A 13,930-nucleotide genomic window follows, 5' to 3' on the forward strand; every position below is an offset into this window, starting at 1 on the left:
TCCGGTTACGCCGGGCTAACGCCCGCAGCAAGCAGTGCCTGCTCGAATTTATCCAGGAAGACTTTCAGCTCGTCATCGCTGATCAGCAGAGAAGGCAGCAGACGCAGAACGATACCGTTACGGCCGCCACGCTCCAGAATCAGGCCGGCTTCGAAGCATTTCTTCTGGATCAGTGCAGACAGCTCGCCATCGCCCGGGAAGCAACCCATGTGATCGGCGGCTTCATGTGGCTTAACGATTTCAATACCGATCATCATGCCCAGACCGCGAACGTGGCCGATCACCGGATAGCGTTTCGCCATCTCTTTCAGCTGGCCTTTCAGCCATTCGCCCTGTGCAGCTACTTTGCCCGCGATGTTCTGGTCTTTCAGGATCTTCAGCGTGGTCAGACCGGTAGCCATCGCCAGCTGGTTGCCGCGGAAAGTACCGGTATGGTGACCTGGCGCCCATGCATCGAACTGCTTTTTGATACCGAGCACGGCCAGCGGCAGACCGCCACCGACTGCTTTAGACATCACGATGATGTCTGGCTCAATGCCAGCGTGTTCGAAGGCAAAGAATTTACCGGTACGGGCAAAGCCAGCCTGGACTTCGTCGAGGATCAGCAGGATACCGTGTTCCTGAGTGACTTTACGGATGCGCTGCAACCACTCAACAGGCGCCGGGTTCACGCCACCTTCACCCTGAACGGCTTCGAGGATCACCGCGGCAGGTTTACGCACGCCGCTTTCGACGTCGTTAATCAGATTTTCGAAGTAGTAGGTCAGCGCCTTCACGCCCGCTTCACCACCGATACCCAGTGGGCAACGGTACTCGTGTGGGTAAGGCATGAACTGGACTTCTGGCATCATACCGTCAACCGCTTCTTTCGGAGACAGGTTGCCGGTGACGGACAGTGCGCCGTGGGTCATACCGTGGTAACCACCAGAGAAACTGATGATACCGCTACGACCGGTCACTTTTTTCGCCAGCTTCAGCGCCGCTTCAACGGCATCAGCCCCGGACGGGCCAGTGAATTGCAGGCAGTACTCTTTGCCCTGACCAGGCAACAGAGAGAGCAGGTATTCTGAAAACGCGTCTTTCAACGGCGTAGTCAGATCCAGGGTATGTAACGGCAAGCCGCTGGTAATGACATTTTGGATGCTTTTCAGCACATCAGGATGATTGTGTCCAAGCGCGAGGGTGCCTGCGCCTGCTAAACAGTCAAGGTATTCTTTATTATCTGCATCGGTGATCCACACGCCTTCTGCTTTCGTAATCGCTAAAGGCAATTTGCGCGGATAACTCCTGACGTTAGATTCAAATTCGGCCTGACGGGCCAGATAGGTTTCGTTGCTTTTGTGGGCATCTACGGTGTCAATACGGACTTTATCCGTCATCATATCACTCCTACAACCGCCGCTTCGTTATGAGCAACGATTGAATAAAAAGTTAAAAAACAGATGGGGCCTGAAAAAAACGCCGCCAATATAGAGCCTTTTGTCACCGGGCTCAATGGTTAATTTGCTTACTGTTTTGTGACACAGGGCACAGGGCAGGGAAGATCGCCGTTTGTATGGGGGGGATTGCACTTTATGCTAAATAAAAACAGTAGCTTACGTATGATTTATCCGCATTGTAAAATCAGACAAAAGAGTGTGACAAATCGTGCGATTGTCAGGTGAAAAGGAGGCAGTGAGCCTCCTTACGCTGTTTATTTCTGGCTAACGCGTAAAATACCGTGTTCGCGTCCCTTCGTTTTATTCCACGACGCGTCCGTAATACCGTTTTCATCCAGGCTTAGCGATATCACAAAACCATTACCACGGATCTCATAGAAATTCGCATTCAGGCGTTTAACGCTGGCTTTCTTGCCGTTAACGGTGGCGCTAAAAAAGCCGTTAGAAAGCGTGGCGTTAACCGTATCCGACGAGAACGAGGCTTCACGCAGGGGATCGTGAACGGATGTCGTTGGTTCGTGTTGTGCCGCGTTTTCCGCTTTGGTTTTGCTGATATCACAAGAGCCATCGCCAGCGCTCATTTGCGTGCATCCCGAACGCTCTAATTGAGCGCGATAATGGGCGTTTATGGCGTGCGCCGGCGAGACACAACCTGCAAGCACCGCAGTACCTATAACGAACATCATTACTTTTTTCATTTTACCGCCTTAAAAACGACACAAATACCAGGAGACATACATCACGCCGATCCAGATCCCGACCGAAATCAGCATCAGATACAGGGCTACCGAAATAAAAATATATTTAGACATCTTTTTGTATCAACGAAATGCTCATCCGCTAAAATGAGGCTTTATATTTGTCCCGATGATTGTTTTACGCTTTAAAAGCCCATTCCAATCCCAACCGAAGCGCCCATATTATTCGCGGTATCATCTGAGAAGCTCACTTTCGCGATGACATGGGAATTAAAGTTAACGGATGCACCGACAGCAAGCGCGCTCTCGCCGTTGTAAGTCGCGCCGCCAGCAGAGAACATGACGCGTTGATTGGTTTGCACTTGTGGCAAACCCGCCATCGCCCCTGAAATACCGGCATTGGCCTGCTTCTTATTATTGTCCACTTCATCACGCAGAGATTTAAATTGCTGGCTGGTGTTAGTATTCATTGCCAGTAATGTCTGCCTGGTGGCTTGCAGATCCTGCGTGGCGGCGGTAACAGCCAGGCTATTTTTAGCGACCTTCGCCTGGGTAGCCGTATCCAGCTATCGTTGTGTTATGGTGGTTGTCACACCATCTTTACCGTTATGACCGTCTACACCGTCGCGCCCATTTCTTCCCGCAATGCCTTGTGCGCCAGTATCACCCTTTATCACCTTTCGCTCCATCTGTACCGTTGATGGGTTTAGGTGCATTTTCGAGAGCAGTAAGGCGGCTATCCTGAATATTATCGACGTGTTGAAGGTTGATAATGGCTGTGCCGTTAGTCGCTACACCCTGTAGGGCCGTCTCACTTTTCAGACTGGCGGTATCGACAAGCAACGCTTTCTGATGTGCGTCGTTAGCCATTTTATCCACGACTAACACGCCTGGTTTTGTGGACTGAAGGTCGTCATTAACCTGCGTTAAGCGGTTATCCGTTGCGATATCACGGTTAATGCTATCAGCGTTGTTTTGTGTAATCTGATCCTGATGGTCATTTACAATATTAGTGATTTGCCGATCGTCCCAAACCGTATTCGCGGCTTCAGCCTGGCTCATTGTACCCGCTAAGACAACGCCCATTACAAAAATAGCAATAAAGGTTTTATTCATAGATTTCATTTGAAAAGCTCACATCATTAATTGTCGAAAAATACTGAAGCTGAATCGCTTTGTTTTGTGGATTTAAAAAACGGGTGAACGTTGTCTAAATCTTATTTAGTAACGCGAGTAAACTATCAATTAAACGCAAACCAATGATGTTGATCTAAGTCATAAATATTATGAATAGTTCCGACGGCGTAAAAGTCATTTTGCGGTTGTTATTAATGTAAACATTAAGGTGAAAATGAGGTGGTAAATGAGAGAGTTAAATTAAGTGTTTGACAGAGATAAAATTCTGCAAAATAAATGTTTACATTAATATGTGGGTTTATTTCATACGAAAGAAGGTGGGCTGTCTTATAAAAGCACTCCCGGTGCGTCATTATGGATAAAAATAATATTTCTCAGCACAGTGAGTAAATAATATTTTTCATGTGTTCTTAACAAATCTGGCGGGATAATTAACTGAACAATAATGTATACATATAGAGGGTAGTTAATATCTTGTCGTTTATTGTTCGTTACAGGGGATTAACGGACAGCCCAAAACCCCTTGCACCCGGGCTACCCCCCGGTTACACTACATGACTACGAATTGCTATTTCGTAAATAGCTGTTTTATAAGTAATTTGACTCGGGGTGCCCTTCTTTGTGAAGGCTGAGAAATACCCGTATTACCTGATCTGGATAATGCCAGCGTAGGGAAGTCAGATGCCTACCCGGTCATCGCTTCTTCACGCACGGCAGGAGCGAAACCATGCAGCCTGACCTGCTCGACTCACACGTTTTACATCAATTCCGAACCCGTTCCCCGCTCACGCACTGTATGACCAACGATGTCGTGCAGACCTTCACCGCCAACGTTCTGCTCGCGCTGGGCGCTTCCCCGGCAATGGTGATCGAAGCCGAGGAAGCGGAACAGTTTGCCGCGCTTGCCGATGCCCTGCTCATCAACGTGGGTACACTCACCGCGCCGCGCGCCCAGTCGATGCGTCGGGCCATTGAGAGCGCGGTAGCCGCGGGTACGCCCTGGGTTCTGGATCCGGTTGCGGTTGGCGCGCTGGCGTACCGCACCCGCTTTTGCCAGCAAATATTGTCCCTTAAACCTGCGGCCATTCGTGGAAACGCCTCCGAAATCCTTGCCCTTGCCGGAATGAGTGCGGGCGGGCGCGGGGTGGATTCCACCGATACGGCGGCGAGCGCGTTGACCGCTGCGCAGACGCTCGCCCGTCAGACCCACGCCGTTGTGGTCGTCACGGGAGAAGTGGATCACATCACTGATGGTCAGCGAACCCGTACGGTCGCGGGCGGCGACCCGCTGATGACCCGCGTGGTGGGAACAGGCTGTGCGCTCTCGGCGGTCGTCGCCGCCTGCTGCTCGCTGCCTGGCGACAGGCTTGATAATGCGACGGCAGCCTGCGGCTTTATGAAGCGCGCAGGGTCAGCTGCACTGACTCACAGCCGCGGCCCCGGCAGCTTTGCCCCGGCGTTTCTGGATGCGCTTTACGCGCTGGAGGAGCTGGTATGACACGCATTAATGCCCTGACTATTGCGGGAACCGATCCCAGCGGCGGAGCGGGGATCCAGGCAGACCTGAAAACCTTCTCTGCGCTCGGCGCTTACGGATGCTCGGTTATCACCGCGCTGGTGGCGCAAAACACGCGCGGTGTACAGTCGGTATATCGTATTGAGCCGGATTTTGTCGCCGCACAGCTGGATTCGGTATTCAGCGATGTACGCATCGACACCACCAAAATCGGCATGCTAGCAGAGGCGGACATTGTTGAAGCGGTCGCTGAACGTCTCAAACGTTATCAGATAAAAAACGTGGTGCTCGATACCGTGATGCTGGCCAAAAGCGGCGATCCGTTGCTCTCCGCCTCTGCCGTCGACACCCTGCGTAAAAAGCTGCTGCCGCAGGTGGCGCTGATCACGCCAAACCTCCCTGAAGCCGCCGCGCTGCTGGATGCGTCACACGCGCAAAACGAACGTGAGATGAAAGAGCAGGGCAATGCGCTGCTGGCGATGGGATGCAGCGCGGTGCTGATGAAAGGCGGTCATCTTGATGATGCAGAAAGCCCGGACTGGCTCTTCACCCGCGATGGCGCTCAACGTTTCACCGCCCCGCGGGTACAGACCAAAAACACCCACGGCACGGGATGTACGCTCTCGGCGGCGCTGGCGGCGCTGCGTCCCCGAAACGCGAACTGGGCGGATACGGTGCAGGAGGCGAAGATCTGGCTCTCGTGCGCGCTGGCAAAAGCCGATTCTCTGGAAGTGGGTCACGGTATTGGGCCGGTTCACCATTTTCATGCATGGTGGTAAGCCGTATACTGGCATAAAACCTTATGCCAGAGAAAAACAGAGATGGAACAAGCGCATACCCGGTTAATTGCTCAACTCAAGGAACGAATTGCCGCACCGGACAACACGCCGTTGTACCTGAAATTTGCCGAAACGGTTAAAAACGCGGTACGCAGCGGCGTGCTCGCGCACGGTAATATTTTGCCTGGCGAGCGCGATCTGAGCCAGCTGGCCGGTGTGTCGCGCATTACTGTGCGTAAAGCGATGCAGGCGCTGGAAGAGGCCGGCGTCGTCACCCGCGCGCGTGGATACGGTACGCAAATCAACAATATCTTTGAATATTCGCTAAAAGAGGCGCGCGGGTTTTCTCAGCAGGTGGTGCTGCGGGGCAAAACGCCCAACACGCTGTGGGTTAATAAACGCGTCGTGAAATGTCCGGAGGAGATCGCCCGCCACCTTTCCCTTACGCCGGACAGCGATGTATTTCTGCTTAAGCGCATCCGCTACGTGGATGACGATGCGGTATCAATAGAGGAGTCCTGGGTACCGGTAGGATTAATCCCCAATCCGGACGACATCGGCGTCTCGCTTTACGATTACTTCCGCAGCCAGAATATCTTTCCGCAGCGCACCCGTTCCCGCGTCAGCGCCCGGATGCCGGACAGCGAGTTTCAGGCGCATATCAAGATGGACGATAAGATACCGGTGCTGGTGATCAAGCAAGTCGCGCTCGATCAACAGCACCGGCCAATTGAGTACAGCATCAGCTACTGCCGCAGCGACCTATACGTCTTTGTGTGCGAGGAGTAGGACCTCGCGCGTGGGGGCGCAGTCGCCACCGCGATGGCTGACTACCCAGGCGGCTACGGCATTGCCAAGCTGCACCGCCTCTGGCAGTGACCATCCCGCGGCCAGCCCGGCAAGGGTACCTCCCGCATGGCTGTCACCCGCGCCGATGGTATCGACCACGGTAGCAGGAAACGCCGGAACGTGTCCGGAAGCGTCACCGTCGTACCAGACCGCCCCGTCTTTATCATGGCGTACGATCAGCGCAGCGCCAAACCTCTGCTGCCACCGTGGGCCGAGCTCTTCCACGTTTACGCCAAGCCATTCGGCGGCAAGTTCCGCCTCCTGACGATTGAGCGAGACGATTGGTTTGCAGGCCATGATCCGCGCCATCAGCGGGTCGGGAATATCCGCGATGCGCGGACCGAAATCGATAAAGAGCGTCGCATCCTGAAGACTTTCCAGCCAGGCCGTCAGCAGCTCACCGCTGGGGGACGCCAGCTGGTAGCCGGACAAAGAGATCAGGCTCCCTGCCGGCACGCTTAACCCGTCCAGCCAGCGCTGCTGCCACTGGTTCTCCACGCCGCTAAACGACATAAAGGTCCGTTCACCGTCAGGCTCCACCAGCGCCAGGCACCAGCCGTTATCGCCCGTTTCCGCTTCCACGGCGCTGTGCAGATCCTGCTTCGCCATGGCGTTACGGATAATATCGGCCCACACGCCGTGGCCGACGGGAAGGGCGTTTTGCGCAGCAATGCCGAGCCGCTTCAGGGCGATGGCGATATTCAGCGCGCAGCCGCCAATATTCACTCCCTGTTGCTTCAGCTCGATATCACACCCGCGCCAGGGCAGGGCGTAGGCGTCGGCAATCACGTCGATGACCGCCGCGCCGAGTACCGTTACGGGGCGCGTGGCGTGAAGGGTTTCGAGACGGCGGGCAAAAGCACTCATACGCCCTCCCTTTGCTCCCGGAAGTGCAGCAGTTTTTCGCAGTAGTGGCTGAAATCGAGCCGGTTTACGGCATCAAGTTCGTTTTTGAGTGCCGGATCAATGGCCTGTACACCGTGCAGCGCGCCGCAGATGGCCGTTGCCATCGCGCCGATAGTGTCAGTATCACCGCCCAGGTTGGCGCATAACACCGCGCAGCGGTTCGGATCGGTACCCGCGAGTTCGACCATCGCAATCGCCGCCGGAACGGACTCAAGGGTGCTCGTGCCCGCGCCAATAAGCTGATAGATCTGCTCGCTGGCGGACTCGGTACCGTTGGCTTCGCGCACGGTTTTCAGGGCCAGCTCAATACGAGCGGAAAGCGATGCGCTGAAGGTGGTCGTGTTCGCCTCCTGCGCCGCATGGGCAATACCCGGCAGGGCATCGGCGATGTGATGCCAGCGTTCGCCGTCGATAGCGCGTGAAACCGCCCAGGCGATTACCACCGCACCGGCGATGGCGAGATCCGATTTATGGGTCGGGCTGGAGGCTAACGCAACCTGTTCCACAAAGTGCGCCAGACGCGTGGCTGGCAGGAGGCATCCCAGCGGGGAGGCGCGCATCGCCGCCCCGTTGGTGACGCCGTTGTTTTCCAGCTGGCTTACCGGCTTGCCGTCACGGATGGCGTTCAGGGCAATTTTGGAGGTCGGGCCGAGCACATTCTTATTGAACGCGTCAAAATCCAGCGCCCAGTCCAGAATATGCTTACCGATAACGTCAGGGTTAATTTCCCCGTCGCATTCGATAATCGCGTCGGCCAGGCACAGCGCCATCGACGTATCATCCGTAAATTCGGCCTGCTTAAAGTAACAGGCGGCATTATTCTCAGCCGGGCCGGGTAAGAAACGGTCGATCCAGCCGAAGTGTGCTTTCACCCTCTTACGCGGCCACAGCTCCGACGGCATCCCCATCGCATCCCCTAACGCCTGCCCGTAAAGAGCACCGAGAATACGGTCTTGTTTCATTTAACTTCCCCTCGTGTCAGCGCGGTATCGCCATCAACCACCTCAATTGCGGTGATCTCTTTATCCGATTCGCGGAAAAACAGCATAAACAGTACGGCAATCACCACAATCATGATTGCACCAAACGTCCACATTCCGGCCCAGTTGAAGGTCAGCCCATTCACCGGCTCTTTATATGCGAACATTTTTTCCATCATCACGCCGCCGAGACGGTAACCCAGCAGGCTACCAAAGCCCTGACAGCACAGCGTGATCAAGCCCTGCGCCGCGTTGCGCATGTGCACTGGCGCTTTTTTATCCACGTAGATGTACGCGGTGACGTAATAGAAGTCATAGCTTACGCCGTGCAGCAGAATACCGAGGAACAGCAGGGCGTAGGTGAAGTATTGCTCGGCGCCGCCGTAAACAAAGAAACCGTAGCGAATGGCGGCGGTGATCAGGCCCAGCAGCAAGACCTTCTTAATACCAAAGCGTTTGGTAAAGAATGGCAGAGCGAGCATGAAGAAGATTTCAGAGAACTGGCCGAGGGTCATCCAGCCGGTGGCGTTTTTCATCCCCACTTCGGTGAGATAGCCGTTGGCAAAGATATAGTAGAAGGCCAGCGGCATGGCGAACAGGAACGAGCAGAAGAAGAACACCAGGAAGTTTTTATCGCGCAGCAGGATCAGCGCATCCAGCCCCAGCATCACTTTGAAATCCAGCTTGCCGGTACTCTTCGGCGGGGTATTCGGCAGGAACAGCGCGAAGACGCCAAGCAGAAGGGAGCTGGCAGCGGTCATCAGCAGCGGGATATTGGTGTCAGAGATGTCGCTATAGCCCATCATCTGCGGCAGGAAGCCGCACGCCAGGCCGGAGGCAATCCAGCCGATGGTGCCCATCACGCGGATGCGCGGGAAATCAGCCTCCACGTCATCGACGTTCGCGAAGGCGATGCTGTTGGTCAGCGCGATGGTCGGCATATAGGTCAGGGAGTAGGCCAGCAGCAGCGGGAAGAAGGTGCTGAACTGGGTTTGCTGTGCTGCGAAATACATCAGAATCGCGCCAGCGAACATCAGCACGGCCAGCACTTTCTGGGCGGCGAAGAAACGGTCCGTCAGCGAGCCGACCAGGATGGGAGAGAGGATCGCGGCAATCGCGGTACAGGCGTACGACCAGCCAATTTCCCCGGCGGTAAACCCGCTCTTACTCAGCCACAGCCACAGCGGCACAAACCATGCGCCCCAGATAAACCATTCAACGAACATCATGAATGACAGTTGGACTTTCGTTTTCATTTTTTAATCCTGCATGTCAGAGGTACGCATGTAACATACCATGTGATAATACCTTTTAAATACCTTTAAGGCGATTGTTTGATCAGTGTAACAAAAATGTTGTACACGAAACGAGCCAGCAGATTGTGCTTAAAAAAGTTGCAAATGGTGGAAAATAGGTTAAGTCGGTACCAGGCTTAGTCTGCCTGCAAAAACGTGGGCTTGGATCACACGCTCCGACATCATGTCGGACTTACGGGAGCATCACTATGACTGATATTGCGCAACTGCTTGGCAAAGACGCCGACAGCCTTTTACAGCATCGTTGTATGACCATTCCAGCCGATCAGCTTTATCTGCCTGGCCATGATTACGTAGACCGCGTCATGGTCGACAACAACCGTCCGCCTGCCGTACTGCGAAACATGCAGACGCTTTACAATACCGGTCGTCTGGGCGGGACCGGGTATCTCTCCATTCTGCCCGTTGACCAGGGCGTAGAGCACTCGGCGGGAGCGTCGTTTGCTGCTAACCCGCTCTACTTTGACCCGAAAAACATTGTCGAGCTGGCGATTGAAGCGGGCTGTAACTGTGTGGCATCGACCTATGGCGTGCTGGCCTCCGTTTCCCGCCGCTATGCTCACCGCATTCCGTTCCTCGTCAAGCTGAATCACAACGAAACCCTGAGCTACCCAACCGAATACGACCAGACACTGTACGCCAGCGTCGAACAGGCGTTCAACATGGGTGCGGTAGCGGTCGGGGCGACTATCTATTTTGGCTCTGAGCAGTCGCGTCGGCAGATAGAAGAGATCTCTGCCGCGTTTGAGCGCGCGCACGAGCTGGGGATGGTGACCGTATTGTGGGCCTATCTGCGTAACAACGCGTTTAAGAAAGACGGCGTGGATTACCACGTATCAGCGGATCTGACCGGTCAGGCAAATCACCTGGCGGCAACCATCGGCGCGGACATCGTGAAACAGAAAATGGCCGAGAATAACGGCGGGTATAAAGCGGTGAACTTTGGCTATACCGACGACCGCGTCTACAGCAAGCTGACCAGCGACAACCCTATCGATCTGGTGCGCTACCAGCTGGCTAACTGCTACATGGGCCGCGCCGGGCTGATTAACTCCGGCGGTGCAGCAGGCGGTGAAACCGATCTGACCGACGCGGTGCGCACGGCGGTGATTAACAAACGCGCCGGCGGAATGGGGCTGATCCTGGGCCGCAAAGCGTTTAAAAAATCCATGGCCGACGGCGTGAAGCTGATTAATGCGGTTCAGGATGTCTATCTGGACAATAAAGTGACGATTGCCTAATCGCACGCATCTTCCTGCCGGGATAAGCGTGACCCGGCAGGAAAGTTCTCTCGCTTACTCCTTCAGCGTTTCAGGATGAGGAGTATTCAGCAGACCCGCCATCCCTCTCTTGCTGCTATTTGCTTTTTCTAAGCCCGGCTGCGTGACGCGGATAAAGGCACACAGAACAAAAGCCAGCAGATAAAGCACCGTATAGGCGATGACCACGCCGAGCGTGCTGAACCAGGGCAGCAGCACCACGGCAATCGCCGGCGCAAGGAAGTTTGACAGACCGGCTGACAGGTTATACACCGAAATCGCCGCCCCCTTGTGCCGCGGCTCCAGCGCCGGGAACACCGCCGCCATCGGTACGAAGGCCGCCACAAAAATCCCCAGCGCGATGGCCGGCACCAGTGCCATGGCAAAGTTATGCCCGAAGTGCTGCGGAATGTAGTAAAACGCCAGGCTCGAGAGCGCCATCCCGATGCAGCCAAACCAGCGCACCACCCGCATCCAGCCCATTTTTTCCGCCACCACGCCCCAGAAGACGTTCGAGAAGATGGTGGTGAAGAAGAATACCGCCCAGACCTGAAGCCACTCGGAGGTGGTGAAGCCCAGTTCGTCAACAAACATCATCGGCATGATGACGGCAAACCCGAACAGGGAGAGGGTGTTGATGATACGCACCATGCTGGAGAGCAGAATACTGCGGTTGGTGTAGAGCAGCGTCGCCGCACGGCCCAGCTCGGCGAATTTTTCCCGGGTGGAGAGATTATGCATGTGCGTTGGGGTTTTGACGCTGCGCAGGGATACCATGGCGATGACTCCCCCCGCCAGACAAAACGCCAGTGCCAGCCACAGGGTGCCCATCTCCCCGATGTGCGGAATGGTAAAGCTCGGAATATAACTGCCCGCCACGCCAATACCTACGGAATAAACCGCCCAGTACCAGCCCAGCGCCGAGCTGGATTTATCGCTACGCACATTATGAATAATGACCACGATGAAGGCGTACAAAAATAACGGGTAGGCCAGACCGCGGATCCCATAGAACAGCAGAATTAATGCGTAATTTGCCTGACCCAGACCAAAAACGAGAAACAGGACGTGGAAAACGCACCACAGGACGAAGCCAATCAGCATGGTTTTTTGCGGGGTGATGATTTCAGCCACCACGCCGGAGATCCACGCGGAGAGCGCCGCCGCGAGACCGTAAAGCGTGAAGGCGAAAGAGGCTTCAGCAGGCGTGAAGCCCAGTGATTTAATATAGTGCGACAGGAATGCCAGCTCGAAACCGTCACCCGTCATAAAGACCGCGATCGCCAGATATCCCCATAGCAGGTTCAGCGGCAATCCCAGCCACTGTTTATTTATTTCGGACATATTGACCTCGTTTGTAGCGTACAGGTAAGCCCACACCGGAAATATTCCGGCGTGAGTTTTCTTATTGTCTTTTTCTCTAAATATACTGACGTGTATTTATTCTCTGATTACTGTCGCAGTTTGTTGTAACTGCTTATAAGCCTCGTATCGACGCAGATGAAGGGACTGAAAGTTCGCTTGCGGATAGAAATATTTATCCACGTGGGTAAATTGTTTCATGGCATCGGTCACTGAAGGCGCTATATTTCCCGCCACCGCCCCGAGAATGGCCGAACCCAGTAATACCGGTTCGCTGCATTGGGTCGCTAACACCGGCAGCCCGCAGGTATCTGCCAGCAGCTGGCGAACGAAAGGGTGCTGGCCCGCGCCGCCGCTGATAACGATATTTTCGGTCTGTACGCCGCATTCACGCTGGGCGTCAATGATTTGTCGCAAACCGTAACCGATACCACACAGACCGGCCACATACAGTGCGATCAGGTTATTGATATCGTTCTCCATGCCCAGCCCGCAGATCGTGGCCCGCGCATGGGGATCGGCAAAGGGCGCGCGGTTACCCAGAAATTCGGGTACCACGTGCAGTCCTGCTGCCAGGTTCACCGCCTCTGAGGCGGTGGCGAAGGTCTGTAAAAGCCTGTCCGCCAGGTAAACCGGCAGCGGCAGGTCTGACTCCTGTGCCAGCTGGCGCGCTTGCGGTGCGGCAGGATGGAAACTTAATAACCGATCGATAGCGGCACCCGCGGCGCTTTGTCCGCCCTCAATCAGCCACAGTCCAGGTACCATCGCGCTAAAATAAGGCCCCCAAACGCCGGGCACAAAAACGGCGCTCTCGGCGCTGGTCATGGTGCACGATGAGGTGCCAAAGACATACGCAAGATTGTTCAGCGCGCCGCCGCCAACGCCCAACGTCCCGATGCCGCCAGCGTGGGCATCAATTAACCCTACCGCCACCGGCGTGCCTGGCAGCAAGCCCATCTCACGCGCGGCCTGCTCCGTTAAGCCCTCGCCGCAAGGGGTGCCGGGGGCGGCAATATGCTGCCCTATGCGGACAAAATCTTCTCCGGCCAGCTCGTCCAGGCCAACGGTGCGGAAATAGTCCGGGTCCCAGCGATTCTCATGGGCCAGCCACGTCCATTTACAGGTTACGGTACAGATGGAACGGGTGACATCGCCGGTCGCGCGCCAGGTCAGGAAATCGGCCAAATCGAAAAATTGCCAGGCGCGATCGTAGACCTCTCGGTGGTTTTCTTTCAGCCACAGCAGCTTGGGCGTCTCCATTTCGGGCGATATTTTCCCGCCAACGTAGTCCAGCACCGGATGATGGGTGGCGTTGATGCGCTCCGCCTGGTCTGTCGCACGGTGATCCATCCAGACGATGATATTGTTTTCCGCTTCACCGTCAGGGCTGACCGCCAGCGGTTCGCCATTGTTGTCCAACACCACCAGCGAGCAGGTGGCGTCAAACCCGATGCCGGCAACGCTCTGCGGAGTCGTCCCGGAGCGCGCCAGCGCCTCGCGGATGCAGCGGCAAACGGCCTGCCAGATCTCGGCGCTGGACTGCTCCACGCGGCTTCCGCTGCGGTGCACGGTGGCAATTTTCTGCGTCGCGTGGGAAAGCAGCCTGCCGCTGAGATCGAAAATGCCCGCGCGAACGCTGCCGGAGCCGACGTCTACGCCGATAACGGTTTCTGGTGTACTCTTCATCCT

The 13,930-nt window shown here is 55.4% G+C and carries 13 protein-coding genes and 1 riboswitch; of the genes, 4 read left to right on the forward strand and 9 right to left on the reverse strand.

Annotation, left to right across the window (positions count from 1 at the left end):
* Window positions 1-5: 5 nt before the first annotated feature.
* The 4 genes from SK54_RS09695 to SK54_RS09710 form a co-directional block, all read right to left on the reverse strand.
* Window positions 6-1,382, reverse strand: a complete 1,377-nt coding sequence (locus tag SK54_RS09695) for a diaminobutyrate--2-oxoglutarate transaminase (protein ID WP_015572345.1) — start codon at window positions 1,380-1,382, stop codon at window positions 6-8.
* Window positions 1,383-1,693: 311 nt separating this feature from the next.
* The gene (locus tag SK54_RS09700) at window positions 1,694-2,137 is read right to left on the reverse strand and encodes a hypothetical protein (RefSeq protein ID WP_048247093.1); all 444 of its coding nucleotides are present in this window, start codon (window positions 2,135-2,137) and stop codon (window positions 1,694-1,696) included.
* Window positions 2,138-2,322: 185 nt separating this feature from the next.
* The gene (locus SK54_RS09705; RefSeq protein ID WP_032654241.1) at window positions 2,323-2,607 is read right to left on the reverse strand and encodes a YadA C-terminal domain-containing protein; all 285 of its coding nucleotides are present in this window, start codon (window positions 2,605-2,607) and stop codon (window positions 2,323-2,325) included.
* 193 nt (window positions 2,608-2,800) lie between these two features.
* Window positions 2,801-3,253 (reverse strand): hypothetical protein, encoded by a 453-nt coding sequence (locus tag SK54_RS09710; protein ID WP_032654239.1) that lies wholly within the window; start codon window positions 3,251-3,253, stop codon window positions 2,801-2,803.
* Between the two features lie 616 nt (window positions 3,254-3,869).
* Window positions 3,870-3,966: riboswitch (TPP riboswitch) on the forward strand.
* 35 nt (window positions 3,967-4,001) lie between these two features.
* On the opposite strand from SK54_RS09710, the gene thiM reads away from it, so the two are divergent.
* From thiM to SK54_RS09725, 3 genes are read left to right on the forward strand one after another with little or no spacing between them, the layout of a single operon-like run.
* Window positions 4,002-4,772 (forward strand): hydroxyethylthiazole kinase, encoded by a 771-nt coding sequence (gene thiM / locus SK54_RS09715; RefSeq protein WP_017693063.1) that lies wholly within the window; start codon window positions 4,002-4,004, stop codon window positions 4,770-4,772.
* Window positions 4,769-5,569: a bifunctional hydroxymethylpyrimidine kinase/phosphomethylpyrimidine kinase gene (thiD, locus tag SK54_RS09720; protein WP_017383356.1), complete on the forward strand. Its 801-nt coding sequence runs from the start codon at window positions 4,769-4,771 to the stop codon at window positions 5,567-5,569. The genes thiM and thiD overlap by 4 nt, the downstream gene beginning before the upstream one ends.
* A gap of 42 nt (window positions 5,570-5,611) precedes the next feature.
* Window positions 5,612-6,358, forward strand: a complete 747-nt coding sequence (locus SK54_RS09725) for a GntR family transcriptional regulator (RefSeq protein ID WP_048247094.1) — start codon at window positions 5,612-5,614, stop codon at window positions 6,356-6,358.
* Here the strand turns inward: SK54_RS09725 and SK54_RS09730 are convergent.
* Genes SK54_RS09730 through SK54_RS09740 form a run of 3 tightly spaced genes read right to left on the reverse strand, consistent with a single transcriptional unit; the run spans window position 6,332 to window position 9,560 of the window.
* Window positions 6,332-7,285: a PfkB family carbohydrate kinase gene (locus tag SK54_RS09730; RefSeq protein WP_039270379.1), complete on the reverse strand. Its 954-nt coding sequence runs from the start codon at window positions 7,283-7,285 to the stop codon at window positions 6,332-6,334. The genes SK54_RS09725 and SK54_RS09730 overlap by 27 nt on opposite strands.
* On the reverse strand, window positions 7,282-8,286 hold the full coding sequence (locus tag SK54_RS09735; protein WP_048247095.1) for an ADP-ribosylglycohydrolase family protein: 1,005 nt from the start codon (window positions 8,284-8,286) through the stop codon (window positions 7,282-7,284). Before SK54_RS09735 ends, SK54_RS09730 begins: the two co-directional genes overlap by 4 nt.
* Entirely contained in the window at window positions 8,283-9,560 is a 1,278-nt protein-coding gene (locus SK54_RS09740; RefSeq protein ID WP_003859236.1) for a nucleoside permease, read from the reverse strand. The genes SK54_RS09735 and SK54_RS09740 overlap by 4 nt, the downstream gene beginning before the upstream one ends.
* A gap of 248 nt (window positions 9,561-9,808) precedes the next feature.
* On the opposite strand from SK54_RS09740, the gene fbaB reads away from it, so the two are divergent.
* Window positions 9,809-10,861: a class I fructose-bisphosphate aldolase gene (gene fbaB, locus SK54_RS09745; protein ID WP_015572352.1), complete on the forward strand. Its 1,053-nt coding sequence runs from the start codon at window positions 9,809-9,811 to the stop codon at window positions 10,859-10,861.
* 54 nt (window positions 10,862-10,915) lie between these two features.
* Here the strand turns inward: fbaB and SK54_RS09750 are convergent, their stop codons facing one another.
* Complete coding sequence (locus SK54_RS09750; protein WP_023304097.1) at window positions 10,916-12,223, reverse strand: RbtT/DalT/CsbX family MFS transporter; 1,308 nt, start codon at window positions 12,221-12,223, stop codon at window positions 10,916-10,918.
* 96 nt (window positions 12,224-12,319) lie between these two features.
* On the reverse strand, window positions 12,320-13,927 hold the full coding sequence (locus SK54_RS09755; protein WP_048247096.1) for an FGGY-family carbohydrate kinase: 1,608 nt from the start codon (window positions 13,925-13,927) through the stop codon (window positions 12,320-12,322).
* Between the last annotated feature and the right edge of the window lie 3 nt (window positions 13,928-13,930).

The sequence above is a fragment of the Enterobacter sp. MGH120 genome (genome assembly GCF_001037725.1).
Classification (GTDB): Bacteria; Pseudomonadota; Gammaproteobacteria; order Enterobacterales; family Enterobacteriaceae; genus Enterobacter; species Enterobacter hormaechei_C.

Bases quoted from the DNA above. Each gene is read 5' to 3' on its own strand.
- SK54_RS09755 (WP_048247096.1), bottom strand. From the start codon at position 13,927: ATGAAGAGTACACCAGAAACCGTTATCGGCGTAGACGTCGGCTCCGGC.
- thiD (WP_017383356.1), top strand. From the start codon at position 4,769: ATGACACGCATTAATGCCCTGACTATTGCGGGAACCGATCCCAGCGGC.
- SK54_RS09730 (WP_039270379.1), bottom strand. From the start codon at position 7,285: ATGAGTGCTTTTGCCCGCCGTCTCGAAACCCTTCACGCCACGCGCCCC.
- SK54_RS09740 (WP_003859236.1), bottom strand. From the start codon at position 9,560: ATGAAAACGAAAGTCCAACTGTCATTCATGATGTTCGTTGAATGGTTT.
- SK54_RS09750 (WP_023304097.1), bottom strand. From the start codon at position 12,223: ATGTCCGAAATAAATAAACAGTGGCTGGGATTGCCGCTGAACCTGCTA.
- SK54_RS09725 (WP_048247094.1), top strand. From the start codon at position 5,612: ATGGAACAAGCGCATACCCGGTTAATTGCTCAACTCAAGGAACGAATT.
- SK54_RS09735 (WP_048247095.1), bottom strand. From the start codon at position 8,286: ATGAAACAAGACCGTATTCTCGGTGCTCTTTACGGGCAGGCGTTAGGG.
- SK54_RS09700 (WP_048247093.1), bottom strand. From the start codon at position 2,137: ATGAAAAAAGTAATGATGTTCGTTATAGGTACTGCGGTGCTTGCAGGT.
- SK54_RS09695 (WP_015572345.1), bottom strand. From the start codon at position 1,382: ATGATGACGGATAAAGTCCGTATTGACACCGTAGATGCCCACAAAAGC.
- fbaB (WP_015572352.1), top strand. From the start codon at position 9,809: ATGACTGATATTGCGCAACTGCTTGGCAAAGACGCCGACAGCCTTTTA.
- SK54_RS09710 (WP_032654239.1), bottom strand. From the start codon at position 3,253: ATGAATAAAACCTTTATTGCTATTTTTGTAATGGGCGTTGTCTTAGCG.
- thiM (WP_017693063.1), top strand. From the start codon at position 4,002: ATGCAGCCTGACCTGCTCGACTCACACGTTTTACATCAATTCCGAACC.
- SK54_RS09705 (WP_032654241.1), bottom strand. From the start codon at position 2,607: ATGAATACTAACACCAGCCAGCAATTTAAATCTCTGCGTGATGAAGTG.